General features: G+C 28.9%; 19 protein-coding genes and 1 pseudogene. 9 read left to right on the top strand and 11 right to left on the bottom strand.

The annotated features are described in order from the left end of the window. Window positions 1-95 precede the first annotated feature (95 nt). From ABM4_RS08565 to ABM4_RS08555, 3 genes are all read right to left on the bottom strand, one after another. A complete protein-coding gene (locus tag ABM4_RS08565) occupies window positions 96-1,361 on the bottom strand; it encodes a UbiD family decarboxylase (protein ID WP_048200939.1) in 1,266 nt (421 codons plus the stop codon). 178 nt (window positions 1,362-1,539) lie between these two features. Beyond that, entirely contained in the window at window positions 1,540-2,571 is a 1,032-nt protein-coding gene (gene purE, locus ABM4_RS08560; protein ID WP_016359273.1) for a 5-(carboxyamino)imidazole ribonucleotide mutase, read from the bottom strand. 323 nt (window positions 2,572-2,894) lie between these two features. Beyond that, window positions 2,895-4,493 carry a DUF2142 domain-containing protein gene (locus ABM4_RS08555; RefSeq protein WP_016359272.1) on the bottom strand — a complete coding sequence of 533 codons (1,599 nt, stop codon included), beginning with the start codon at window positions 4,491-4,493 and terminating at the stop codon, window positions 2,895-2,897. A gap of 448 nt (window positions 4,494-4,941) precedes the next feature. Between ABM4_RS08555 and ABM4_RS08550 the strand changes: the two genes are divergently transcribed. Both ABM4_RS08550 and ABM4_RS08545 read left to right on the top strand, forming a co-directional pair. Next, a complete protein-coding gene (locus ABM4_RS08550; RefSeq protein ID WP_016359271.1) occupies window positions 4,942-5,886 on the top strand; it encodes a glycosyltransferase family 2 protein in 945 nt (314 codons plus the stop codon). Between the two features lie 390 nt (window positions 5,887-6,276). Next, window positions 6,277-8,052, top strand: a complete 1,776-nt coding sequence (locus tag ABM4_RS08545) for a glycosyltransferase (protein ID WP_016359270.1) — start codon at window positions 6,277-6,279, stop codon at window positions 8,050-8,052. Window positions 8,053-8,282: 230 nt separating this feature from the next. Here ABM4_RS08545 and ABM4_RS08540 read toward each other — a convergent pair whose 3' ends face one another. Together ABM4_RS08540 and ABM4_RS08535 are read right to left on the bottom strand one after the other, a co-directional pair. Further along, on the bottom strand, window positions 8,283-8,933 hold the full coding sequence (locus ABM4_RS08540; protein WP_016358602.1) for a transposase: 651 nt from the start codon (window positions 8,931-8,933) through the stop codon (window positions 8,283-8,285). Window positions 8,934-9,109: 176 nt separating this feature from the next. After that, window positions 9,110-9,619, bottom strand: coding sequence for a helix-turn-helix domain-containing protein (locus tag ABM4_RS08535; RefSeq protein ID WP_016357795.1), 510 nt, complete (start codon window positions 9,617-9,619; stop codon window positions 9,110-9,112). Window positions 9,620-10,270: 651 nt separating this feature from the next. Here ABM4_RS08535 and ABM4_RS08530 point away from each other — a divergent pair. Further along, window positions 10,271-11,285: pseudogene (locus ABM4_RS08530) on the top strand (transposase). Window positions 11,286-11,368: 83 nt separating this feature from the next. Here the strand turns inward: ABM4_RS08530 and mmp11 are convergent. From mmp11 to rfbD, 4 genes are all read right to left on the bottom strand, one after another. Further along, window positions 11,369-12,301, bottom strand: a complete 933-nt coding sequence (gene mmp11, locus ABM4_RS08525; RefSeq protein ID WP_016359268.1) for a methanogenesis marker protein 11 — start codon at window positions 12,299-12,301, stop codon at window positions 11,369-11,371. 99 nt (window positions 12,302-12,400) lie between these two features. Then, entirely contained in the window at window positions 12,401-12,826 is a 426-nt protein-coding gene (ribH, locus tag ABM4_RS08520) for a 6,7-dimethyl-8-ribityllumazine synthase (protein WP_016359267.1), read from the bottom strand. A gap of 351 nt (window positions 12,827-13,177) precedes the next feature. Further along, window positions 13,178-14,506: a UDP-glucose/GDP-mannose dehydrogenase family protein gene (locus ABM4_RS08515; RefSeq protein WP_016359266.1), complete on the bottom strand. Its 1,329-nt coding sequence runs from the start codon at window positions 14,504-14,506 to the stop codon at window positions 13,178-13,180. Between the two features lie 226 nt (window positions 14,507-14,732). Beyond that, window positions 14,733-15,566: a dTDP-4-dehydrorhamnose reductase gene (gene rfbD, locus ABM4_RS08510; protein WP_016359265.1), complete on the bottom strand. Its 834-nt coding sequence runs from the start codon at window positions 15,564-15,566 to the stop codon at window positions 14,733-14,735. Between the two features lie 140 nt (window positions 15,567-15,706). Here rfbD and ABM4_RS08505 point away from each other — a divergent pair, with 140 nt between their 5' ends. The 4 genes from ABM4_RS08505 to ABM4_RS08490 all read left to right on the top strand — a co-directional run bounded on the left by ABM4_RS08505 (window position 15,707) and on the right by ABM4_RS08490 (window position 20,251). Continuing rightward, entirely contained in the window at window positions 15,707-16,963 is a 1,257-nt protein-coding gene (locus ABM4_RS08505; RefSeq protein ID WP_016359264.1) for a nucleotide sugar dehydrogenase, read from the top strand. A 285-nt stretch (window positions 16,964-17,248) separates the two neighbouring features. Next, window positions 17,249-18,496: a 3-isopropylmalate dehydratase large subunit gene (locus tag ABM4_RS08500; protein ID WP_016359263.1), complete on the top strand. Its 1,248-nt coding sequence runs from the start codon at window positions 17,249-17,251 to the stop codon at window positions 18,494-18,496. A 12-nt stretch (window positions 18,497-18,508) separates the two neighbouring features. Then, entirely contained in the window at window positions 18,509-18,997 is a 489-nt protein-coding gene (locus ABM4_RS08495) for a 3-isopropylmalate dehydratase small subunit (RefSeq protein WP_016359262.1), read from the top strand. A gap of 132 nt (window positions 18,998-19,129) precedes the next feature. Beyond that, a complete protein-coding gene (locus ABM4_RS08490; RefSeq protein ID WP_016359261.1) occupies window positions 19,130-20,251 on the top strand; it encodes a glycosyltransferase family 2 protein in 1,122 nt (373 codons plus the stop codon). A gap of 25 nt (window positions 20,252-20,276) precedes the next feature. On the opposite strand, the gene ABM4_RS08485 is transcribed toward ABM4_RS08490, so the two are convergent. Then, the gene (locus ABM4_RS08485) at window positions 20,277-21,821 is read right to left on the bottom strand and encodes a DUF2142 domain-containing protein (protein ID WP_016359260.1); all 1,545 of its coding nucleotides are present in this window, start codon (window positions 21,819-21,821) and stop codon (window positions 20,277-20,279) included. 257 nt (window positions 21,822-22,078) lie between these two features. Further along, the gene (locus ABM4_RS08480) at window positions 22,079-23,632 is read right to left on the bottom strand and encodes a DUF2142 domain-containing protein (RefSeq protein WP_016359259.1); all 1,554 of its coding nucleotides are present in this window, start codon (window positions 23,630-23,632) and stop codon (window positions 22,079-22,081) included. A 308-nt stretch (window positions 23,633-23,940) separates the two neighbouring features. On the opposite strand from ABM4_RS08480, the gene ABM4_RS08475 reads away from it, so the two are divergent. After that, window positions 23,941-24,930, top strand: a complete 990-nt coding sequence (locus ABM4_RS08475) for an isocitrate/isopropylmalate family dehydrogenase (RefSeq protein ID WP_016359258.1) — start codon at window positions 23,941-23,943, stop codon at window positions 24,928-24,930. Window positions 24,931-25,251: 321 nt separating this feature from the next. Then, a complete protein-coding gene (gene rfbA / locus ABM4_RS08470) occupies window positions 25,252-26,118 on the top strand; it encodes a glucose-1-phosphate thymidylyltransferase RfbA (protein ID WP_016359257.1) in 867 nt (288 codons plus the stop codon). The last annotated feature ends 20 nt before the right edge of the window (window positions 26,119-26,138 follow it).

Here is a 26,138-nt window from a genome sequence, read left to right as displayed (position 1 = left end):
TAAAATGATTAATATTATAGATTATGAAACTTTGACTTGATAAAATAGTATAAAATAAAAAATTGCATAGATTAAAAAAATAGTATTGAGTAAGTTTAGAATTCGGAAAAACTTACTCTTTCAAATTTCTCAGGATGATTAATATCCTTGGTAGCATCAAGACCTATTTTGGTAGTAGTGCCGTCAGGTAATGCTTTCGGATCTAGGGAAGAACCTCGCGCTTTAGTTACAACCATTAAATCTTCATCACCTTTGACCCTTGTAGCTATTGCATATTCCACATCCTCAGGATTAAATATATCAATATCATCATCAACTACAACACAATGTTTTAGGGATGGGTGTGCAGAAAGCGCAGCCATTAGAACATTCTTACCGTCACCCTGTGTCTGTTTCTTGATTTGTACCACTGCATGTAACCAACAGCAACCTCCCTCGGTTAGGGCAACATTTTGAACTGTAGGAACTGTGTTTTTAACATGTTCAAATATTCTAGGTTCCTGTGGAAGACCCTGTAGGAGTTTGTGTTCAAATCCTGCAGGAATAATTGCGTGATAATAGGCGTTTTTCTTAAGATGCATTTTGCTTAACTTTATGACTGGCTCCTCTCTTACAACATCATAGGTATCGGTTAAGTCTACGAATGGACCTTCTTTTGATCTTTTATTGTGGATGATTTTTCCCTCAAGAATGATATCTGCCTCAGGAACCTTTAGATCTGAATTTTCACAGTTTAATAAAGTCAATTCACCATTTTTAAATGCATTTGCAACTTCCATCTCATCGGAATCAATAGGTATTGAGCAGGTACTTGCAAGTAGGATTGCAGGATCTAATCCAATACAGATTGTAATATCTAAATCCTTACCTAATTCCTCTGCTTTATGGAAATAGGTAAATAAGTTTCTTGGTACAAGTCTAATTCCTAAAGTATTACTATTTTTTACAAGCATTCTATGAATGGAGGCATTTTGAACTCCAGTCTCAGGGTCACGTGCAAATACAACACCTGCTGTAATATATCTTCCACCATCTTTTTTATAGTGTTTTAAAATTGGTATCTTATTTAAGTTTGCATCATAACTTATATAATCATCTAAATCCTTGTAGTTTTCAACTTTAATGGGATTATCGCATGCATCAATAATTGTTTGAAGAATTTCATCCTTTTTACAGTTTATTGATTGGGCAATCTTTTCCCTTGTATTACAGATTCCACTTATTACTGGAATACGATGATGTTTGACATTAGTGAATAAAACAGTATCCTTCGGATATTTCTTTAATATCTCTACTATTTCATATTCAGTGTCCACTTCATCGTTGATTTCTATAAGATTTTTATAACTATTTAATTTCATAGAATCACTTTTTTTAATCATTTGTTATAATTTATAATCAGCTACCTTTATCTAATATTTTTAGGTTTGAAGATTTAATAAATAAAGAAATTTTCAATTTACCTGTGGCAAACCTTTTTTTTAAAATATAAATTAGCTCTATATATTATTCTTTGAATCATCTTTAATTTTTATCACATTATAAATTAGCTGCCTTATATTTTATTCTTTTTAAGTTATCCTCAATATTTTTGTCACTAATACTTAGAATCTCTCCAGCTAAAATAGCACAGTTACGGCCATTATTAATTCCAACTGTTCCAACAGGTGCACCAGGTGGCATACTTACCATTGAAAGTAGGGCATCCTTTCCTTCGAATTCCTTGGAACATGGAACACCTAATACAACCTTTTCACTGGAACCTACTATAGAACCTGTAACCTGTGAGGATAATCCATTAACACCAATAAATATTTTAACATTTTCCATCTTCATCATATATTCTTGGAATTTCTTAGGATGTCTGATAGGGCTTACAACTGATAGATCATATGATATTTTCATGCGGTCAAGTAGAGTGGATATTTTCTTAGCAATGCTCATATCAGAATGGCTTCCAGCTATTACAGCTACATCAGGACATTCCTCAGGTGATAATGCTTCAACATCTAAGTTTTTATTGTCATTGTATTCAATCTCATCAAATTCGTCTACTAAAAAGTCTTTTTGAATATATTCACCATTTAACTCTTCTAGCAATTCCTTTTCACTATTGTAAACCTTGTTTTTATAACCTGATCTTAAATCGTGAATATTTGCTCTCATATTTTTATCATATGTTGCAATGATTTGCCCTGCAAGGATTGCTGCATTATCTCCCCTATCTATTCCAACAGTAGCAACCGGTGCTGGAAACGGCATTTGAATACTTGCATATAATGCGTCTAATCCATCTAATTTAGCTTCAACAGGTACTCCGATAACAGGTTTATGTGTAAATGATGCGATAACTCCCGGTAGGTGTGCCGCCATACCTGCAATTGCAATAAATACTTCAATTCCATTTTTTGTACCTTGGAGTACGTCATGTTTAACTTTTTTATAGGTTCTGTGTGCTGAAGAAATCTTAAAATCATATGGTATCTTTAATTCTTCTAATTTATCTATACATTTTTGAGCTATTTTAATATCTGATGCAGAACCTAATATTATCATTACTTTTGGTTTCATTCTACCACCTTAATATTAAAAATAAAAATAAAATTTTTATAAAGACTAATTATTTAATAGTCTTAGTTGATTAATAAATTTTTAATAATTATATTTTGTAAGATTAAATATTTAATATTTTAATGGATTTAGAAAAATTTCAGGAAAAAGCATAAAATTTATGAAAAATTTTTAAGAATTTATTTTGTTAAAAAATTAGACTATAGAATTAAAGTAATAGAAAAAGTATTAGATATATTTATGAAAAATTTTTAAGAATTTATTTAGTTAAAAAAATTAGATTATTGAGTTAAAATTATAAAAAAAGTAGGTATATATTAAATTTAATAATATAAAACTACTGTTAATATCTGTAGACAGGATAACAGTCCGATAATTACAATGTAGGTTAGAAGATTTATGTTGTCTAATCTTTCTTTTGTAATGTGTTTTCTTATTCTTTCACCATATCTTGTATTCTCACTATTAATATTCAGTATAAATGGAAGTAATATTAGCAGTGGTATGAAGTATCTTCCTTGAACTCCTTGAATTCTAAGTGATCCTACAGGTGTCCAGGTTAAGTATTGTATTAGGAATAATGCAATATATATGACTAAAAATACTAAAGCGGCAAATAATCTTTTATTTCTACTTATCTTATATTTTATTGGATATAGAAAGCTTATAATTCCATAGTATACTAAAAAGATTAAAGCCAATATCGAAGATTGATATACACCATATTTTCCCTGCCAATCACAGAATCTGAATAAGTCTTTAAATACATACCATGTCTTTGATAGGATGTCACCCATTACTGCCGTGAAATATTTTACACTGGAAAACATGAATTTCAACTGTAAAACCGTGTCAATATTTAATTCCTGGGCCCTAGGTCCCCTATGTGATCTTCTCATATTCGGCATTGAATAGGTTACATTCCATAGGACTCCTATTATAAATATCAATATTATTCCAATTAAAGCATATTTGAAGTAGGATGGAGACTCGTAGTTTTCCCTTGGAATAATTAGGGTTAAACATGCAAATAACAATAGTGGTGGCTTGATTAATCCTACAAGCAGTACTAAGATATAGAATATTATCAAGTTTTCCTTACTTACACTGGCCTTCTCTGTCTTATACATTGAGAAGAAATATGCCATTAAAAGCAGTGAGAAACAATTGATAAATGCATCTGAACTTACAGTCGTAGCCTCGTATATGGTAAATGGTAAACATGCTATCATCAACATAGGGACCTTTAGTATCGGTGTCTTTTTAATAGCATATGATGCCACACAGGCATACATGAGAAGGTTCATAACACCTCCTAACCAGAGTACCCATATATTTGTAAGGTTCAATTCCTTAGCTAAAAATGCTCCAAAACCCTGAGGCAGATAGGCATAAAATGCATTCTGAGCAAAGGCCGCTTCAACCAGATGTGAACTTTTATTTATTGGTTTGTCATCTGTTGCAGATGAGAATATTGTTTTAAATCTTGTTTTCTCATCAAGTGCTACAACATAATCATTAACAATATACCCCCTATGGGAACCGATCTGTTCATAGTGGGGGATGAAAACACCCTCTGAGGTCAGATCCGTTCTTGCTAAATGTTCATCCTCATCACAGCCAACAAGTATTGGTGATAATACTAATGTGATAATTCCAAATACTATTATAGTTACAAAAGCTATTCTATGTATCTTCTCTTTATTACTATTTCTATATAATAATAGGATAATACCTATTAATATAAGTAAAAATAAGGTAATTACTTCACGCTTTACAGAAGCATGATGGTTATAAGCGAATAGTTGAAAAAGTGAAAATGATAAAATCATTATTACATATAACAATAAATACCATTTATTCTTTTCAAGATTGTTTAATAGACTTATTAAGTTAAGCCTTAAAGAAGAGTTTTCCCCCATTTTTCCACCAAAAATCACACAAAATTAAAATTATTAATTATTATATATTTTAGAAACTAATAATATTAAAATTATTGTATTTTTTTTAACTTAAAAATTTTAATCATATTTCTAGGTAATGCCTAGACGGAGTTTAAGAATTCTCTAGATTATTTGGATTAATGTCTAATTAAACAGATACTATTTTTTAATAATCAGTTAATCGTTATCTTTAATTAAATTTGAATAAATATGAGAAATTAAAATTTTTTATAAAATAAGTGAATAAAATCATGTCTTTTTCATGATTTCTAGAATTTATACTTTAGTTGTACAGATAATAATTGGACTGTACTTTTCTATTTTATCTTGTAATAATTCATTTCAATCACCTTATCTATTTTATATAAAAAAATTTTTATTAAATAAAATACATAAATAATTAAAAATTTAAGGGTTTTGTGATTTAATGAGAACAGTTATTTTGATTCCATGTTATAATGAGGCAGTAACTATTAAAAAGGTTATTAATGACTTTCAAAGGGTAATGCCACATGCAGATATCTATGTCTATGATAATAATTCTACAGACGGTACAGATAAAATAGCAAAAGCAGAAGGGGCAATTGTAAGATATGAATATAGACAGGGAAAGGGTAATGTAGTTAGATCAATGTTTAGGGATATTGATGCAGACTGTTATATTATGGTAGATGGTGATGATACTTATCCTGCTGAGGCTGCTCCTGAACTCGAAAAGGAAATATTGGAGAAGAGAGCAGACATGGTAATTGGAGATAGATTGTCCTCTACATATTTTACCGAGAATAAACGTCCTTTCCATAATAGTGGTAATGTCTTTGTTAGAAAATCCATTAATAAGATTTTTGACAGTGACCTACATGACATTATGACTGGAATGAGGGCATTTGACTATGACTTTGTAAAGTCATATCCAGTCCATTCTAAGGAATTTGAAATAGAAACTGAAATGTCCATATTTGCTTTAAATCACAATTTTAAACTTGTTGAAATTCCTATTGATTATAGGGATAGAACTGACGGCAGTTTCTCTAAGTTAAATACTTTCAGTGATGGTTTTAAAGTTATAAGAGTTATTTTATCATTGTTTAGAGATACTAGACCTTTATCTTTCTTTTCATTAATGACATTAATTCTTTTAATTATTGCATTTGCTTATTTCTATCCTGTGTTGATGTCTTTTTTAGATACTGGTACGGTTTTAAAAATACCTACATTAATTTCTGTAGGGGTAGTGTTCTTAACTGCTGTAATGATATTCTTAAGTGGTGTAATATTACATGTTCTTAAAAAACAACATGACCAAAACTTTGAACAACATTTAACATTAATTCGTCTTGCAAGGGATGCCGGCAATAAAAAAGATGATTAAATATTTCATTTTTCTTTAATTTCCATCCTTTTAAATATTATTCTAATTTTTGGCTGTTTTTTTAAAGTATTCTATTACTTGTTTTTATTGTTATAAAGCTTTAAATAATATTTTTCATAAAAAAGACATCTAATATTCAATTCTATTTTTTTAATTCTATTTTTTAAGAGTTATTTCAATTATAATGAATTTGTCCATGTTTTCTATCTGATTTTTATTAGACCTTTATAATTTTTAATTTTAATAAAATCTAATTTAATAATATTTATATAAAAGTTAGGATATTTTTATAAAAGATTATTTTAATAAATAAGTTTAATAATAAATTATTAATGGGGAAAATTAATCATTTTCTAAATCCATAATTAAAAGATTTAAAGAGGTTTTTTCTTGTTTAACTTTAGAAAGTCTTCTGATTCTAGTTCTAAAAACTTAACTGTTGATGTTGTAATACCTGCATTTAATGAGGAAGAGTCTGTTGCTACTGTAATTGGTGTTATAAAACAATTGGATTATATTCATGAGGTAATTGTAGTAAATGATGGTTCTACTGATAATACAGAATCCGAGGCTAAATCTGCTGGTGCCCGTGTAATTAATCATAATGTTAACAAAGGTAAAGGGGCAGCTATTAAGACAGGTGTAAATTCTTCTAAAGCAGATATTATTGCTTTTATAGATGCAGATATTAAAAATTTAACTCAGGAAAAAGTAGATTTGATTATTAAGCCTATTCTTAATGGTGAAACAGATATTACAAAGACTAAGTTCTCAAGGGAAAGCGGCCGTGTAACAGAACTTACTGCAAAGCCTCTTTTAAATTTTTTCTTTCCTGAGATTAATTATGATCAGCCATTAAGTGGTCAATTTGCTGCAAAACGTTCAGTTTTAAATAAACTTAATTTCGAAAGTGATTATGGTGTTGATGTTGGTATTGTTTTAGATGCCGATGTTAGAGGAATTAAAATCATGGAAGTTGACATTGGAGATATCCAACATGACATGTCTCCATTGGGTGATTTACATGAAATGGCCAATGAGGTTGTAAGAACAATCATTACACGTGCTATGGATTATGGACGTATATCAATGATTGATACCTTGGGAAACTATATTAGAATGTCTATTTTAGGATTAACATTAGCTATTTTAGGCCTGTTTTTATTGTTCTTTGTTCCTCAAGTACCTTATCAATTAAGTGTAATATTTATTTTCTTAGGTATTATATTGGCTATTATCTATATAATAATACTGATTTTAAGGTCGATAACAGTATTTAGGAAAGCTCCAACCAATAAAAATGTTCTGATATCCTTTATTAAAATGCATTTTCCAATTATCATAGTATTCTTTGTATTGATTTTAATGATATCTACATTTATCTCTGCAGCTACCATTGGAGATAACGGACAGATATCTATTGAGGCTACATCAAGAAATCTTGTAATATTTGGTCATGGATCTGATAATCATATTGCTGTTAGAGGCCCCTATACTGTGGATAGTGCAATAGAGAATGAATCAGATATTATTAGAATGCCGTATCAAGCCTTACAAACGTTGCAAATGAACTATGGAGATACTGTCTATATAAATGATGATGTTTACTTAATAAATAAAACAAGACAGAATGAGGATAATACTCTAAGGGTTTCAAAAGATTTGAGAAGACATTTGAATATTAGAAGTGGGGAGATTATACCGAATTCTCATATTGCTTCAACATTTAATGGAGCTTTAGTTCATCACACGGTCCGTGCTTTGAATATCTCTGATCTGTCTTATAACATAACTGAAAACTATAATGTTGAATATAAATCTATTAACGCATCAACATTTGATATTTATATGGATAATCATTACATTGCAACAACATCAGCAATATTTGAAGAAAATAAAACCTATGAAATCGATGTAAATGGTGAATTGGTAGGTACATTTACAGTTGATAACATTACAAATAATCGTACTTTCCAATGTGACTATGGCATTCATAGCATAGAGTTAAGATCTAAAGGTGACACATCATCTGTTAGAAATGCTGTTGATACTAGTGATGGAACTTTCTTGAGTTTTGTTTTAACAAATCAAACAACAAATAGTACTAATATTAATAACGGTTCCAATGAGGATTATACTACTACAGAAACAGATGACAATCAATAAGCCTTGATTATCTATAAAAAATCATATAAATTTTAAATTTATTTTTATTTCTATCTCTTTTTTCTATTTTTAGGATTTTTATTAAACTATTTTTTGTTTGAAAGCAGATTTTTAATCTTAATATCTTAAGTCTTAAACCGTGTTTAAATAGATTTTTAAATTTTCCTGTGATATGTATAGATGGAGCATCCTATTTTTTTATAGATTTCATTAGTTCTTTTTATAGTATTTTACCAAATGTTTATACCTAAATATTCGTTGACCCAATTTGTGTAGAATGAGGTTAAATCAACTATTTTATAGAATTCATCTTCAAATATTTTAATTAATTCGTTTAAATTTTTATACATTGATTTATACACTTTGGATTTAATTTTACGCCATACATCTTCGATTGGGTTTAAATCCGGGCAATATGGTTTTAGAAAAATTAAGTTTATGTTCAATATTTCACAGGCTTTTTCAACAATTTTGGCATGATGTATTCTTGCGTTATCTAAAATAATGTTTATTCTTTTTTCTTTTGAGTTTATTTCGGTTATTTTTGGATTTAATAGGTTATTTATTAATCTTAATCTTTTTTCATACCAGATTTTTCTTGAATTATTGTTGTCTTCTTTCCTGCAAATCTTTTGAATTTTTTCTATTGACTTCTGTTTGGAATTGTCATTATATAGTTCATTATTGATTTTATTTATCAGATCCATTTCGTTCAATGATTTGGAGGATAAATATTTTTTTATTTTTTCATCAGACAGGTTTTCATTCTTTATTGCTTCCTCGATTAATTGTTTACCTAATTTATTGGTCATGTTTTCAATACGGTAATGACATAATGTAATTACAAATTGAAATGCATTGTTTTTTGTATTTGCTTCCATGTAGGAGTTGCAATTGATTCCTTGAAATCCTGTTACATTTATTCCAAATTTTACTGGATATTTTACTTGTATATTTTTTTCTCCAGGAGTATATAATATTCTTCTAACATTTGGAACATTTTGGCAAGACGTTTCATCTAAAAAAGCAAAGTATTCTGTTTTTATGTCTGTTGTTTTTAGTTTTTTTTAAGATCCTCTTCCGGATTCTCAGGACGGGTGTTGTATTTAATGAATGGTTTTCCATAGTTTAAATTTAGTTTTTGTCTTGTAATGACCCATACTTGCTTTTCACTATATGTTATACCGTATTTTTCTTTAATTAAGTTTTGTACATCTTTTAAATTATATTTTTCTTCATTTCCAGTTATTATTTCTTTTAATTCTTTTAGTTGTTGATTATTTAAGTAAGATTTCCTTCCACAGTTAGAATAATTTGAAAATAAACCGTCAACACCTTTTTCATTATATTGTTTGACCCAACGTTCGCCTGTTTTTCTTGAAATATTAATGTTTTTTGAGGCTTTAGCAATACTTTCACCGTTTGCAACCATGTGAATTAACAAAAGACGTCTGTAAACATTGTAATATTCCTTGTACTCTTTCAGCATATCTGCAATTTCTGAAAGTTCCAAATGTTTTTCAATTTTATTATTAAATTTTTCCATGAACATATCTTTATAATTCATTAGGTATAAACTTTTGGTAAAGAACTATATATTGAAAATCTTTGTCGATTTTTTTAGTTTTAATTATTTTATATTGGATATTATTTTGGCTATCTTTTATTTGTTTTAGGAAAGTTTTCATGCATCTATGGTTTATAGTTTTTTTAAAATCTAATCTAGTCTTTTTTATAAAATAAGGTATAGTCAAGACAATGGAAAAATTCAATAAAAATGTATCATGTGATTAGTTTATGTTTTAAATATTATTTCACATATAAAAATAGAATTTAAAGAGTTCAAAATTAGTTTTTATAAAATTAAAGAATTTTTAATAAAAAGAGACCTATTATTTCTAAAATTTTGAGATTTTAAATGTAGAAATTAGCTTTTATTAAATTTTTAATGTTGTTAAATTTTATTATATAAAATTACTGATATATGTTTTAGGGGCCTGAATTTTTTTTTATTTTTTTTATGGTTTATTTTTGTTTGTTTTTTATATTTTAAGTGTGATTTATTTTTTATTTTTAATAATACATTTTTGAAATTAGTTTTAAATAAAAAAAAGGCCGTTTAAATCAATAAATTTAAATAATAGGTGCAATAAATATATATTTGACGATATGTATGATGCACAATTTAAATTTAGATAAAAACGACCCGAATTAGGTTATGTTAAACAAAATGTTTAAAATTATCGATTCTAGAAGATTACAGCAAATATTCATCTCAAATGGATTTAAAAATACTAAAAAACTAAGAACAGTCATTAAAACATAATTTATATGTATGTTTTTTTGATTTACCGACAGAATTTGTTGTGAAAAATCTTAAAAGCAGAAATAAACTCAGAAAATTTTTCAAAATGGATCAAGTTTTAGAGGCTCAGGAAATCTATGATTACTTGCAAAAAATTTCCATCAAGGAATATGCCAATTCAGTAAATAGCATTTTAAAACACTTTGGAAACTACAAAAGAAGGGGAAAAAGACTTTTATTGTAGATGCCACACCAATGGACTTAGATTTCAATTTCAATCGTAGAAGACGGAGTAAAGAAAAACTTGCAAAAATGAATTTAAAATGGAGTTATTCTTCTTCAAAAGGCCATTATATTGGATTTAAAGCTACATTTGTACTTGATTATGATTCATTAACTCCTGTTGCAATTTTATTACATTCTGGTGCCCCGAATGATTCAAAACTTTTTGAAGAAATTTTGGAAGAATTGCATAGAAGAAGATTAATAAGAAAAAGAGATGTGTTAATCTTTGATAAAGGCTATTGCAGCTTTAAAAACTACCAAATAGGAATTAAGAAATACGAAATAGTTCCTTTCATTTTTCCAAAAAAATTTTTCACAAAACAAAAATTTGACGACAAATTAAGCTATCCATTAGACGTTTTTTGTAATAATAAGAAGAAACAAAACTTTAAAACTATATTCAAAAGATTAAAAAAAGAATTATTAAATAAACTTGTCAATTGGAAGAAATATAAACCAATACGTGGAAAAATAGAAGATTACTTTAAAGTATTGAAAAATTCATTAGAAATGAGAAAAATACACAAATTCACACTGAAATCTGTAGAAAAAACACTATTTTCTTTATGTATTGTTAGGAACACTCCTCATACAACAATGCGATATGTCAAAAACAGCCCTACAAAAACTTTCCCAAATGTAAAAATTTCAGACCCCTAAAATTTTTTATAAGTTTATATAATTTTAAAAAAAGTAAAAAGTAAAAAATAGAATATAATTATTTAATTAATTATATATTTTAACAGCTTCATCAGGATCGTCATATAAACCTAAAGCTGCAAGAGCGCCAATCTTTCCATGGTCTCCTGTAACTGCAATAAGATCTATACCTAACTCATCTGCTATTTTCTCAGATGTCTCTACATCCATCATACCTGTTTTTGTTTTATGTGCATATTCCCTTAATTTTTCAGGTATCTCAATTCCTGTTTTAACTGCAATTGATGTTTCATTTGATAGTGTGTCCCTTTTAAGAAGTTCAACTATTCTGTTGATAAGTTTATCCTTATCCTCCTCTTTTACTGCAAAGGTCAGTGCAATTGAAACACAATTTTGAGTTTTATGGGGATTTTTAGGGTATAATTGACATATAACATGGTCCAAGTATTCAAATCCTTCCTCTTTTAATTCCTCACCAATGTTATGTGCCATGGTCCAGGTTGCACCTTTATCTTTTATATCGGTATCATCTATACCAATAACAACTTTCTCAAGTTTTGGAGTAACTACAACTGCTTTTCCTAGTTTAGAGCCTCCACCTTCTTTTAAAAGTTGGATATACTTTACTCCGTCACCCATACCTCTGCACATTGCAGCTCCAACACCTGCACCTGCAAGTCCTGCATGGGTTACTTTAACCTCATCGCCATCTACCTGAATCTCTTCAATTCCAGCAGCATTATAACTTGCTTTTAAATCCAGTGGTGATTTACCAACTTTTCCAATAAATACATGTTTGTTTCCATCACGATATGCTTTTTTAATCAATGGACTACTATGTTTATATTGGTTTACTAACCAATGTGATCCTGATATACATGAATGATACTCAACGATTTCAACTGTATCATTATCTACCATTGTTAAAACTTTCTTATATGGTGCTATCCAAGGGTCATCATATCTTTTTTTTAAATCTTCAGGTTTTAATATTTCCATAGAATCATCTAAAAATAAATAATATTTAAAAAAAGCTTTTTTTATATAAATAAAATAAATTAAAAGAAAATTTTTCAATTTTCAATAAAATAGATTAGTCTATTCTTCCTCAAGTTCTTCTAATCTATCTAAAAGTTTAATAGCTGCCTCTACAGCTTTTTTACCGTAATCAATACGTTTATGTGCATCAAGTCTTGTCATACCTGGACCACTAATACCTAATGTTACAGGTTTATCATAATCTAGGGATAAATCGGTAATTTTACGAGCTGCATGTTGAGCTACTATTTGGTCGTGGTCTGTTGCACCTTCAATTACAGAACCTAATGCTACAACAGCATCAATGTCATCCCTTTCAAGTAATTTTTTAATAGGAAGAGCCATATCAAATACTCCAGGTGCAATAAATACCTTAGTAATTTCACTACCTCTTGATTTAGCCTCTTCTTTAGCAAGACCTAACATACTTTGATTAATATCAAAATTAAATTCAGCAACAACTGCTCCAATATTATATTTTCCCATTTTATACTCTCCTTTATTTTTATAATTTATTATACCTTAAAATATGGATTAAATTTAAAATATTCTATTTTTTAAAATAAACATAAATTCAAATCTAAATACCTTTCATTAATATGAAAAATAAAATTTATTTAAACTACTAGTATTACAAAATATGCTACACCACTTAAGGCCATGATTAAAATAATAAATAAAGCCGCCCATTGTATTTTGGTCATATCATTACCTCATAATTTTTAATAAATTAAATTATTCTTAATATAATATTATTTTATATTTTATATATTAATATTTTATATTTTCTAGAAAACCTTAAGTTTTTTCCATAATAATTCTTTTAATCTTTTGGTATTAATCTTTAATACCTATTTGATAATGTTTGAATCCTAATTTTTTAAGTTTCTCATTATTATATTGGTTTCTTCCATCGAATATAACTGGATTTTTAAGTATTTTCTTGATTACACTAAAGTCGGGAGTTCTAAATTCCTTCCATTCTGTTACAAGAATCATTGCATCTGCATCAACTAAAGCATCTTTCTTGTTGTTGAAATATTCAATATTTTCATTATCTTTTAGATATTTCTCTTTAGATTCTTCCATAGCTTTAGGATCATATGCCTGGATTTTAGCTCCCCTTTTAGTTAATTCATTGATTAAGGTTATGGAACTTGCCTCTCTCATATCGTCAGTATTTGGTTTAAATGAAAGACCCCATACACCAAAGGTTAAACCACTCAAATCCTCTCCAAAGTGGTCTACAACCTTTCTAACTAAGGATAATTTTTGATTGTAGTTAACATCCTCAATTGCTTTTAAAAGTTTAGGGTCTAATCCATTTTGTTCCGCAATACTGATTAATCCTTGAACATCTTTCGGGAAACAACTTCCACCGTATCCGCATCCGGCATGTAGGAAATGGCTTCCAATTCTTTTGTCCGTTCCAATTCCAATGCGGATATCCTCAATATTTGCTCCGGTTTTCTCACAAATATTCGCCATCTCATTCATAAAGGATATTCTAGATGCAAGCATAGCATTTGCCGCATATTTGGTAAGTTCAGCACTTTTGATATTCATGAATAAAATGTTTTTATTGTTATCTGTAAATGGTTCATACAGTTCTTCCATTATTTGATAACATTCCTCATCCTCATATCCGATTATTATTCTATCTGGGAATAAACAGTCATGGACTGCAGAACCTTCTTTTAAAAATTCAGGATTAGATATCATTTTAAAATCGAATTTTTCCCCTCTTTTATCTAATTCCTCATTAATAATACTTTTAACCTCATCAGATGTTCCTACTGGAACAGTTGATTTAATAACGACATAACAGTCATGGTTCATATATTGTCCTATCTCAGATGCTACATTGTAAACATAGGTTAAGTCACAACTACCGTCCTCACTCATTGGTGTTCCAACTGCAATATAGTATATATCGGATTTTTCTAGTGATGTTTTGGTATCGGTTGTAAATGTAATATTCCCTTTGTTTTGATTATCAATAACCATATCTGAAAGTTGTGGTTCGTAAATAGGTATAATTCCTTTTTTAAGATTATTAATAATTTTTTTATTGACATCTACACAATAAACTTGATTTCCCATTTCTGCAAAGCATGTTCCTGTAACAAGCCCTACATATCCTGTTCCGATAACTGTTAATCTCATTTTAAAAACCTATTTTAATTTAATAAATCATTTTATTAAATGATTGTAATTTATGCAATTGTTTTGTAATATATAATTATTATATATAATATTTCATATTTGTCATTTAAAATAAATAAACTTTATACATTAATATAATATTTAATATTATAATTAACTTTTATAAGATTAATTGAAGTAGAGATAATTTAAAAATATATGATTAATAATTTTTACATTGGTTTATTTAATATAAATTTAAATATTCGTCTAAGGCATCTTCATAATTTCTGAGCTCTTCAAATCCGTTGTTTTTCCATTTATCATGGGATAACACTGAATAATGCGGTCTTGGAGCAGGAGCTGCAAACTCCTCACTTGTAACAGGCATGACATTAATATTGATTTCTTTCTTTTTGAATATTAGCTTTGCAAATTCGTACCAGGTAGTGCTTCCACTATTTGTTATATGATATATTCCGTATTTATTAGATTTAATTAACTCGTATATTCCTTTGGATAAGTCTTTTGTAAATGTTGGTGAGCCTTTTTGATCATTTACAACCGTTAAACTATTATGGGTTTTTGCAAGTTCTAACATTTTTTCTATAAAATTAGGACCATTCTTTCCATATAACCAAGCAGTTCTTATAATAAAATATTTATCCAGGATATCCTCAACATTTTCTTCACCTCTAAGCTTAGATTTTCCATAGATACTTATAGGTCCTAATTCATCGTCTTCTACAAGTGGTTTATTCTTATTTCCTTTAAATACATAATCTGTACTAATCTGTACCAATGTTCCGTCAATTTCTCTACAAGCTAAAGCTAAATTTTTAGGTCCTTCGGCATTTAGTTTATATGCTGAATCCCTTTTACTTTCACATCCGTCTACATCTGTCATAGCAGCACAATTAATTACTATTTCCGGTTTATATTCTTTTATTTTTTTCATTACTTGGTTTCTATCAGTAATATCTAAAGATTCATGATTTGTTAGGATTAAATCTTCACTTTTAAGTACCTCCCTTAAATCGGTACCTAGCATTCCATCTCCACCAGTAATTAAAATTCTCATATTAGCACCGTTAACTGTATTATTAAAATTTATTCAAAAATATATTTATCTTACTTAATATATAATTAATAATATTATAATTAAATGATTTTTTTAATAACTAATTTTATTTTTATTTAGTTTTACTTAGAAGTGATATAATGAAAGTTTGTGTAGTAGGTCAAGGATATATCGGACTTCCAACAGCAGCATTATTTGCAAAGAATAACTGTGACGTTTTGGGAGTAGATGTTAATAAAGAGATTATTAAAGACTTGAAAGATGGAATTGTTCACATTGAAGAACCAGGCATAAGTGAAAGTATTAACAATGCTTTAACTGAAGGCCGATATCATGTATCTTTAAAACCTGATAAGGCAGATGTATTTATTATTACTGTACCTACTCCATATGTTGTTGAAGATTTAAGCTGTGATTTAAGTTATGTTATAAGTGCTTGTAAATCTATTCTTGACTATCTGGAAAAGGGTAATACAGTTATAGTTGAATCAACTATTGCTCCAGGATCTACAAACGATATAATCAAACCAATATTTGAAGAGGCTGGATTCACTATTGGGAAAGATTTATATCTAGCACATTGTCCTGAGAGAGTACTTCCAGGCCAAATTATGTATGAACTTGTAAACAATAATAGGATTATCGGTGGAGTAACTGAAGCCTGTACTGAAAAAGCTGCAGAGGCTTATGGAATATTTGTAAAAGGTAAATTGTTAAAAACAGAGGCTATAACTGCAGAATTGTCCAAATGTATGGAAAACACATATCGTGATGTTAATATTGCACTTGCAAATGAACTTACTAAGATATGTGAGAAGATTGGTGCAAATGCACTAGATGTAATTAAACTTGCAAACCAACATCCTAGGGTCAACATTCATAATCCAGGTCCAGGTGTAGGTGGACATTGTCTTGCAATAGATCCATACTTCATATATTCTAAAGCACCTGATACCGCTAAAATCATTAAACTTGCAAGGGATACCAATAACAGTATGCCACAGTTTACAGTAGATAATGCTAAAAAGATTATTCAAAACTATACCGATGAATATACCCCTAAAATCGCAATCCTTGGAGTTTCATACAAGGGTAATACAGGGGATACCAGAGAGAGTCCCGCATTTGAAATCATATCAAAACTTCAAAAGGAAGGTTATAAAATAGGAGTCCATGATTCCCATGTTGAAGATGAAAGTTATTTATCACTTGAAGATGCGTTGGATGGTGCCTCACTTGCATTGATACTTGCAGATCATGATGAATTTAAGGATTTAGATTATAATCTATTTATTGATAAGATGGAAGATCTGATTATATTTGATACTAAAGACATTATTAAGGATGTTCCAGATGAGATAACTCTCTTTAATTTCGGAAACCTTTATAAGATTTAGATTTATGCATCATTTTAATAATTAACATGATTAAGATGTTTTATTTTAGAATGTAAATTCATCATTTTTTTAACTTTCATGGATAAATTTTATAAATCTTACTTTTTTATTTTTTTAATTTATTTAATTATAGAATTAATAATTCTTTAGATTTTTTTTAGATGCTTTTAAACTATATTTATAAAAACAAATAAATTAATATTAATAGAATAATAAAAAATTAATTATTTTAATTGACTTTATAATTTAAATATTTTTTTAAATCAATTTATGGAGAAAAAAATTATGTCTATGACAATGTCTGAAAAGATATTAGCTAAGGCTTCAGGTAAAGATAAGGTTGAAGCTGGAGAAATTGTTATGGCTAATATTGATATCGCTATGATTCATGATTTAACAGGTCCTCTTGCTGTAGAAGGATTTGAAGAAATCGGTACTGGAAAGGTATGGGATAAGGATAAAGTTGTTATTCCATTCGACCATCAGGTACCTGCTGATTCAATTACAGCTGCTAACAATCATATATTTATGAGAAAATTTGCAAAAGAACAGAACATCACTAATTTTTATGATGTAAATCAAGGTGTATGTCACCAGGTACTTCCTGAAATGGGACATATTCGTCCAGGTGAGGTTGTAGTAGGTTGCGACTCACATACCTGTACCCATGGTGCATTAGGCGCATTTGCAACTGGTATTGGATCCACTGATATGTCTATGGTTCTTTCAACAGGTAAATTATGGTTTAAAGTTCCTGAGACTATCAGATTTAATATCACTGGAGATTTAAAAGAGAACACCTCTGCAAAGGATGTTATATTACACATTATTGGTAAGATGAGAGCAGACGGTGCTACTTATAAGGCATGTGAATTTGTTGGAGATACAATTGAAAATATGGGCATATCCGATAGAATGGTATTTTCAAACATGACCGTTGAAATGGGCGGAAAAGTAGGTTTATGTGAAGCAGATGAAAAAACCAAGGAATATCTAAAAGGTAGAACAGATAAACCTTATGAAATCTTTAAAACCGATAAGGATGCAAACTATGAAACTGTAGATATAGATGTATCTGATTTAGACCCACAAATCGCTTGTCCAAATCATGTTGATAATGTTAAAGATGCAAGTGAGGTTTCAAAACATGTAGACCAGGTATTCTTAGGTTCATGTACCAATGGAAGAATTGAGGATATGAGGGATGCAGCAGAAATCCTAAAAGGACATAAGATTGCAAAGGGTACAAGAATGCTTGTGATTCCTGCTTCCCGTGAAGTTTATTCTAAATGTTTAGATGAAGGTTTAATAAAAATATTCGTTGATGCTGGCGCACTTGTTACAAATCCATGTTGTGGTCCATGTCTAGGTGGACATGTAGGTCTTATTGGACCTGGTGAGGTAAGTCTTTCAACATCAAACAGAAACTTTAAAGGAAGACAAGGTAGTCCTGATGGTGAGGTATACTTATCATCTGCAAAGGTTGCAGCTGCTTCAGCTATTAAGGGAGAAATTTCTTTACCTGATAATTAAGGAGATAATAATATGGAAGGAAAAGTATGGAAATTTGGAAATGATGTTGATACTGATGTTATTTTACCTGGAAGATATCTAATCTATACTGATGAGGAAACATTATCTAAACATTGTATGGAAGGATTAGATCCTGATTTTAGTAAAAAAGCTCAAAAAGGGGATTTCATTGTTGGAGGAACTAACTTTGGATGCGGTTCATCTAGAGAACATGCACCTATTGCAATGAAAGGTTTAGGTATTGGTGCTGTAATTGCAGAATCCTTTGCAAGAATCTTCTATAGAAACGCTACTAATATTGGAATTCCACTTATTGAAGCTCCTGGAATTGCTGATAAGGTAAAAGATGGAGATATAATAGATGTTGACATGGAAAAGGGAGTGATTAAAACCTCATCTGGTGAAGAGGTTAAATTCAAGAAATTACCTCCATTCATGTTAAATATCCTAAATAGCGGTGGATTAATTCCTTGGTTAAAGAATAATATTGATGATATTTAAATATCATTAAATTAAACTTTTAATTAAGAATATAATTAATTAGAGCTGTTTTATAAATAAGAAAGAAACATTTTTATTTTAAACTATTTTTTATTTTTTTTTTTACTATTTTGTAAACTTAGGTTGGATAACATGTCTGATTTTAATCAAGGGATATCTATAATTGTTCCTACTTATAAAGGAGAAAAATACATTCTAAAATTATTGGATTCATTAAAGAATCAAACTTTGGATAAGAATCTTTTTGATGCATTATTTATCATAAATGGTGAAAGGGACAATTCCGAGAGTATTATTAAAAGATTTAAAAGTGAGAATACTGATTTAAATATTGAAATAATGGAATCTCAAAAAGGAGTGTCCAATGCTAGAAATTTGGCCCTTGATACTATTGATAGGGAATACTGTATCTTTATTGATGTTGATGATTATATCTCCTATAACTATCTTGAGGAATTATATAAACATCGTAAATCAAATAGGATAGTTCTAGGTAATTTTTTTAATGTGGATTTGGAGGGTAATCTATCTAAAACCTATTTCAGTGACACCTTACTTGAAAACAATGGATTGTTCCATTTATATGACTTTGATGTAAATCCCTTATTGATTACAACAAATAAACTTGTTCCTACTATTTATGCTAATAAGGTTAGGTTTAATCCTAATCTATATAATGGGGTGGATCTGGACTATTTCTTTAAACTATATTCCAAATTCGATTTTGAATTCTATATAGTAGACAATGAAAGGGAGGCCATTTATTACAGGGTCCTTGTTCCAGGTTCTATATCTAGGCAGGACATGTCATTTCAGTTCAATGTTGTAGATAGATTGAAAGTAATGAAATCCCTTGATAATACATATAGGAAATCCAAAGATAAAGAGAAGATCTTTAAACTTCTAGATTTTATTGTTAATGTGGGACAGAAGAATTTCATAGTTAGATATATTGAAAAACATCCTGAAGATTATTTTAAAGCGTTATATGAAATAGAGTCATATCATATTGAAAACTTCGATTATCTAAGATTTTTCAAGTGTCTAGATTCTCTGGATGTTAATACTCAGGATAATATAAAAGATATTAACAATTATATCTATAATCTTTATAAAAAAGAGAATACATTTAAAAAAGAAAATCAAAATCTGAAAAAGGAGTTGGATTTTAAGAATAAACTTTTAAAAACAAGACCATATAGACTTGCAGCTTCTTTAAGAAAGATGGCCATGAAATTAAGAGGTAGGCAGTAGATTAAGATTGTCTCTTGACTAATATTTAATAAAATTTCATAATTGTTAGAAGTATCATTGAGGATATAAAACCTATCATCATTGTTATTACTAATAATTGACTGTTTTTTTCGTTTTTATTACTTTCTTTAAGTCCAAATATCATTGGTCCTAACACTAAAAGGGGAATAAAATATCTTCCAAAGACACCTTCAATCCTTGACATTCCGACATTACACCAGGTTAGATATTGGATGAGGTATGTGCCTATAAAGATTAAGAGTCCAATAAAGAAAACGCCTATTTTTGATTTTCTATCTAGTTTGATCTCCTGTGGATATAAGAAAGATAGGATTACATAAAAGATTAGAAATGTTACAACTAGAAATGTAGATGTGTATGGCGGTAAATTACCAAATGAGAAATATCCGCTAATAACGTTTATAAGATTATCTGGTGTAAACAGTAAATAAAGTGAGTTCAATGGATGGTGTGCCATATATGTTAATTGACCTAATATGTTCACATTGTTTTTTATGAAATAGGTGCCTCTCCATGAATTTAACAAGTGTTTAGTTGCATATAGTTTGATCCACAATAAATCGATTAAGATTACACCTATAAATCCAATAATCCTTGAGTGTTCTACTTTTCTATCCTTGAAATTGTCTTTTGGAACTAGAAATATTAGAAGCAGTAATCCCATATAGGTTACCTTTGTAAATCCACCAATAAGGGAGATAACTAAAAACGCGATTAAGTTTTTATAGTCTAGGGTTTTTTCTCCGGCTTTGTACATGTATAGGAAATATGCTATTGTAAGGATTGCAAAACTATTTACAGTTGCATCAATACTTAATGATGCAGCTTGATAAATTGTAAGTGGAAGGGTTGCAGTAATAAATAGTGGAATCTTAAATATTGGCGCTTTTTTAATAGCATATGAACATACAAAAGCAAACATTAAAAGATTAGCTATTCTTCCAAACCATAACATCCATATGTTATTCAGATTTAATCCCTTTGCAATATCTATCCCGATTGCCTGCGGGATATATCCATAAAACGGATTCTGACAAAATGCAGAGGAGACATAGGTTGTGGTGTAGTTTATGGACAGATCATCCCAATTGGTATTGAATATGGTATTTCCGGTATTCTTATAAAGTGGGCTCATTGAGGCAATCGTTTCATATCCCTTAGCTTCATATCCGGTTTTATTTGAATTAGGTATATCTATATAATTTGGAAATAATTGGCCTTCTGATGTTATCTCAGATCTCCAGAAGTGTTCTGTCTCATCACATACCGTTACAATAGGTGTAACGAATACACAGCATAATCCGAAAATCAATATAACTATGAAGGCTATTTTATATAGGGGAAGATTCCTTTTAGATATAAAAACTAGAATAAAAGATCCAAGTATAAACAAAAGTATTAATAAAATTGATGTAAGCTTAATATTGAAATTAGTTGTCCTCATCTGATATGATAGAAATGATAATAAAAATATTAAATATATTGTAAAAAACCATTTAAGGTTTTTAATCTCCATTTTTAATCCACTTAAATCATTAGTATCAAACATTAAATCCCTTTACAATTCCATTAAAAAATCTAATTATTTTTATCTGATTAAATATTTATTTATAAATTATTTAAATTAAATTATCTGTTATCCATTATTTTATAATTTTTTAGTTAAATTTATAAAGATATTAAAATAATTGGATATTAAATTCTTATCTTAAACTATCTATCTATAAACATCGAATTTTAGTAAATTTAATTCAGTAGTTAATAATGCTATTAAAACAATAATCGGATTAAAAATTCATAAAAAAGTTAGAAATAATATCTTAAAAATATTGCAAAGACTGTTAAGGCAATAAATCCTATTGTTATGGTGTATAATAACAGTTTTATATTGTTCTTAGGACTTTCATTATTTCTATTAATGTTTAAAACCATCGGTGCAAATGCAATTAGTGGTATAAGATATCTTGCTTGCATACCTACTACTTTATGGCTTCCAACAGGAGACCAGGTTATGTATTCGATGGTAATTGTACCAAACAATATTATTGCTCCAATAATACATAATCCCACTTTGCTTCTATTCTTGATCTTTTCTTTTTGGGGATATTCTATACAGAATACAATAAATAGAACCAAGTATAATAGTATAAATGTTTTTGCAAAGTATTTATATCCTCCTGAGTAGAATAGAGTCCACACTATATATTTATACATCTTAATGCTGGTTATTGCAGATAGATATGTGCTAAAATTATGTATTATGAAGCTTATCTGACTTTGGGCATTAATATTGTGGGTTAGTCCATATTTGAATCTCCAAGACTGAAGATTAGCAATACTTGCATAGAACTTTGTCCATATTAGAATAATGACAGTTGTTATAATGAATCCTATTGAACCTTCTAATTGTGTTTTTTTATCTTTAAACTTGGATTTTGGAACTAAGAATATTAATAGAGCTAAAGCTAAAAATGTGATTTTTACAAGACCAGTTAACACTGACAATACAGTAAAGATTCCAACATGCTTTAAGGTTAGGGTGTTGTCTTCCTGTTTATACATATATAAAAAATAAGCTATTGTTAAAAGACTTAAACCATTTACCATTGCATCAATGCTCATTGAAGATGCTTGGAAAATAGATAAAGGTAGTGTTGATGTTACAAAAAGTGCAGATTTATATATTGGAGCTTTTTTAATAGCATATGAAGCAATTATTCCATAAACTAATAAATTACAAAGTCTTCCTAACCATATCATCCATATATTATTTAGATTTAATCCCTTTGCAATATTAATTCCAATTGCCTGGGGAATATATCCATAAAAAGGATTTTGAGCAAATACAGAATTAACATAACTCGGAGTATAATCTATTTTTTGATCGTCCCAATTTGTTTGAAAAACTGTTTTTCTTGATAAAATACTTGTATAATTCATCTGTACTTTAGGCCCGATCTGAGAAATTGATCTAATTGATTTATAGTCCTTATGGGTATAGTTATTACCTGGACTATAAACATACTGAGGTATAAATTCTCCTCTAGATGTTAATTCTCCTCTGCAGATATGTTCATTTTCATCTGGAGCTCCAATTATTGGTGATAGAAATAGGCAAGATATGCCAAAAATGACTATTATAAGAAGGGCAACCTTATGTATAGGTAGATTCTTATGGCTTATAATTAGAAGTAAAATACAGCCAAGTATTAAAAAGAATATTAATTCGGCTACTACGGTTTCAAATCCTAAATTATTAACATATACAAATGTGACTAAAAATAGAAAATATATAAAAAAGAACCATTTCAAATCTATGATGTCCTTTTTTAAACCATCAAAAGTAAATTCATTACTCATACATATTAACCCAGTTTTTATTATTACTTTCTTTAATCTAGTATATATAATATATATCAAAAAATCTTTTATATTTATAAAATAAAACTAATATTGTAATTTTATAAAAATCAATTTTTGAGACCTCGGCAAAATTCGATTTTTTTTACATTTGGAAAATACTTGAAATATAAAGCCAAGCATTATGTTTTTTTAATAAAAAAACTTTTATAATTTTGTCCAAATCTCATTTATAAAAAACTTAATTTGGTTTAAAAATCATTAATTTATTGATTGAATGATTTAACAATAATTTAAAGAGTGATTAAATGTATAAAATAGCTGTAGTTCCTGGAGATGGAATTGGTAAAGAAGTAATGGAAGCTACTATTAATGTTCTTGATGGTTTAGATATTGACTTTGAATATGAATATGGTCTTGCAGGTGATGAATGTTTAGAGAAAACCGGTAAGGCATTACCTGATGAAACATTAGATTTAGTTCGTAAATCAGATGCATGTTTATTTGGTGCTGCAGGAGAATCTGCTGCAGATGTTATTGTAAAACTTAGACAATCATTAAAATTATTCGCTAATTTAAGACCTGTAAAATCTTATCCAGGTACTAATGCATTATTTGATGATTTAGATATTATGATTGTACGTGAAAACACCGAAGATTTATATAAAGCAGGTGAGGAAGAATATACCGAAGATGGTGCAATCGCAAGAAAAGTTATTACAAGAGAAGCTGAAGAGAGAATCATTAGATACGCTTTTGAATATGCTAAAAACAATAATAAAACCAAAGTCACTGGTGTTCATAAAGCAAATGTATTAAAGAAATCTGACGGTTTATTTAAGAAAATACTATATGAAGTAGCAGATGAATATAAGGATCAAGGAATTGAAACAAATGATTTCTATGTAGATGCAACTAGTATGTATCTTATTACTCAAGGAAATCAATTCCAAGTTATTGTAACAACTAATCTTTATGGTGATATCTTATCTGATGAAGGAGCTGGATTAGTTGGAGGTTTAGGTTTAATACCTTCCGCAAATATTGGTGAAGATAATGCATTATTCGAACCTGTACACGGTTCTGCACCGGATATTGCAGGTCAGGGAATTGCAAACCCTATTGCAATGATGTTATCTGCAAAAATGATGCTTGATTACCTTGGTGAACAGGAATCAGCTTCAAGACTTGAAAATGCAATTTTAAAAGTCCTAAAAGAAGGTAAAAATGTTACTGGAGATTTAGGTGGAAATGCTTCCACTATGGAAATGAGTGAAGCTATTAAAAATGCATTATAATAATTATTAATAGCATATCTATTAATTATATTTTATTTCTTTTAAATCTCCTGATTTCTTATTTTTGGTTTTTATGTTTTTTTACTTTTTTTATTTTATTTTTATGTTTTATTCGATAATATCAGTAAATTCACTTTCACACTTAAAATATAGCTAAATAACTTGAAGTTCTACTTAAAATATAAATTGTATTAAATGTCTTTATGAAATTTTAATAAATTTTAATAATTTTTTTAATTTTGAAAAATTTTATTTATTAATCTATAAAATATATTATATTGTTTTTCAATAATATTTTTATAAAATTATTATGGTGTATTTATGAAAGGAATTGTACTTGCCGGAGGTTCAGGAACACGTCTATATCCTATTACAAAAGCAATATCTAAACAACTATTGCCATTATATGATAAACCAATGATTTATTATCCTATTTCTGTTTTGATGCTAGCAGGAATTAAAGATATTCTAATTATATCTACTCCAAGGGACCTGCCTTTATTTAAAGAACTTTTAGGTGACGGCTCAAATCTTGGAATAAGTTTCCAGTATGAGGTTCAACATGAACCGAATGGTTTGGCTGAGGCATTTATTATTGGGGAGGACTTTATTGGAGAGGATAATGTTGCACTTATTTTGGGAGATAATATCTTCTATGGTCATAGATTTACGGAAATATTAGAGCGCTCCGCTTCTCTTGAAGATGGCGCAATTGTATTTGGTTATTATACTAAAAACCCTGAGGCTTTTGGTGTTGTGGAATTTGATGATGACGGTAATGTTCTATCTATTGAAGAGAAACCTGAGCATCCGAAATCTAATTATGTTGTTCCAGGTCTTTATTTCTATGATAATGAGGTTGTCGATATAGCTAAAAATGTGGAACCTTCCAAAAGAGGTGAACTTGAGATAACCTCCATTAACGAGGAGTATTTGAAGAGAGGAAAACTCAAGGTAGAATTACTTGGAAGAGGGATGGCCTGGCTAGATACCGGAACTCATGACAGTCTTCTTGAAGCATCAAATTATATTGAAACAATTCAAAAAAGGCAAGGTTTATATATAGCTTGTCTTGAAGAAATTGCCTATTTGAAAGGTTATATAGGACGGGAAGATCTATTAAAACAAGCCGAATCTCTTAAAAAAACGGAATATGGTCAATATTTAATAAGTCTGGCCAATGACTAGGATGTTATAAATTTATTTTT

Origin of the sequence: Methanobrevibacter sp. AbM4 (genome assembly GCF_000404165.1) — an archaeon.
Taxonomy (GTDB): domain Archaea; phylum Methanobacteriota; class Methanobacteria; order Methanobacteriales; family Methanobacteriaceae; genus Methanarmilla; species Methanarmilla boviskoreani.
Note: the sequence above shows the minus strand (reverse complement) of the source record. Positions and strands in the feature narration are given on the sequence as shown.

Coding starts and splice junctions, on each gene's coding strand:
- ABM4_RS08565 (WP_048200939.1), bottom strand. CDS start 1,361: ATGAAATTAAATAGTTATAAAAATCTTATAGAAATCAACGATGAAGTG.
- purE (WP_016359273.1), bottom strand. CDS start 2,571: ATGAAACCAAAAGTAATGATAATATTAGGTTCTGCATCAGATATTAAA.
- ABM4_RS08555 (WP_016359272.1), bottom strand. CDS start 4,493: ATGGGGGAAAACTCTTCTTTAAGGCTTAACTTAATAAGTCTATTAAAC.
- ABM4_RS08550 (WP_016359271.1), top strand. CDS start 4,942: ATGAGAACAGTTATTTTGATTCCATGTTATAATGAGGCAGTAACTATT.
- ABM4_RS08540 (WP_016358602.1), bottom strand. CDS start 8,933: ATGGAAGCAAATACAAAAAACAATGCATTTCAATTTGTAATTACATTA.
- ABM4_RS08535 (WP_016357795.1), bottom strand. CDS start 9,619: ATGAATTATAAAGATATGTTCATGGAAAAATTTAATAATAAAATTGAA.
- mmp11 (WP_016359268.1), bottom strand. CDS start 12,301: ATGGAAATATTAAAACCTGAAGATTTAAAAAAAAGATATGATGACCCT.
- ribH (WP_016359267.1), bottom strand. CDS start 12,826: ATGGGAAAATATAATATTGGAGCAGTTGTTGCTGAATTTAATTTTGAT.
- ABM4_RS08515 (WP_016359266.1), bottom strand. CDS start 14,506: ATGAGATTAACAGTTATCGGAACAGGATATGTAGGGCTTGTTACAGGA.
- rfbD (WP_016359265.1), bottom strand. CDS start 15,566: ATGAGAATTTTAATTACTGGTGGAGATGGAATGCTAGGTACCGATTTA.
- ABM4_RS08505 (WP_016359264.1), top strand. CDS start 15,707: ATGAAAGTTTGTGTAGTAGGTCAAGGATATATCGGACTTCCAACAGCA.
- ABM4_RS08500 (WP_016359263.1), top strand. CDS start 17,249: ATGTCTATGACAATGTCTGAAAAGATATTAGCTAAGGCTTCAGGTAAA.
- ABM4_RS08495 (WP_016359262.1), top strand. CDS start 18,509: ATGGAAGGAAAAGTATGGAAATTTGGAAATGATGTTGATACTGATGTT.
- ABM4_RS08490 (WP_016359261.1), top strand. CDS start 19,130: ATGTCTGATTTTAATCAAGGGATATCTATAATTGTTCCTACTTATAAA.
- ABM4_RS08485 (WP_016359260.1), bottom strand. CDS start 21,821: ATGTTTGATACTAATGATTTAAGTGGATTAAAAATGGAGATTAAAAAC.
- ABM4_RS08480 (WP_016359259.1), bottom strand. CDS start 23,632: ATGAGTAATGAATTTACTTTTGATGGTTTAAAAAAGGACATCATAGAT.
- ABM4_RS08475 (WP_016359258.1), top strand. CDS start 23,941: ATGTATAAAATAGCTGTAGTTCCTGGAGATGGAATTGGTAAAGAAGTA.
- rfbA (WP_016359257.1), top strand. CDS start 25,252: ATGAAAGGAATTGTACTTGCCGGAGGTTCAGGAACACGTCTATATCCT.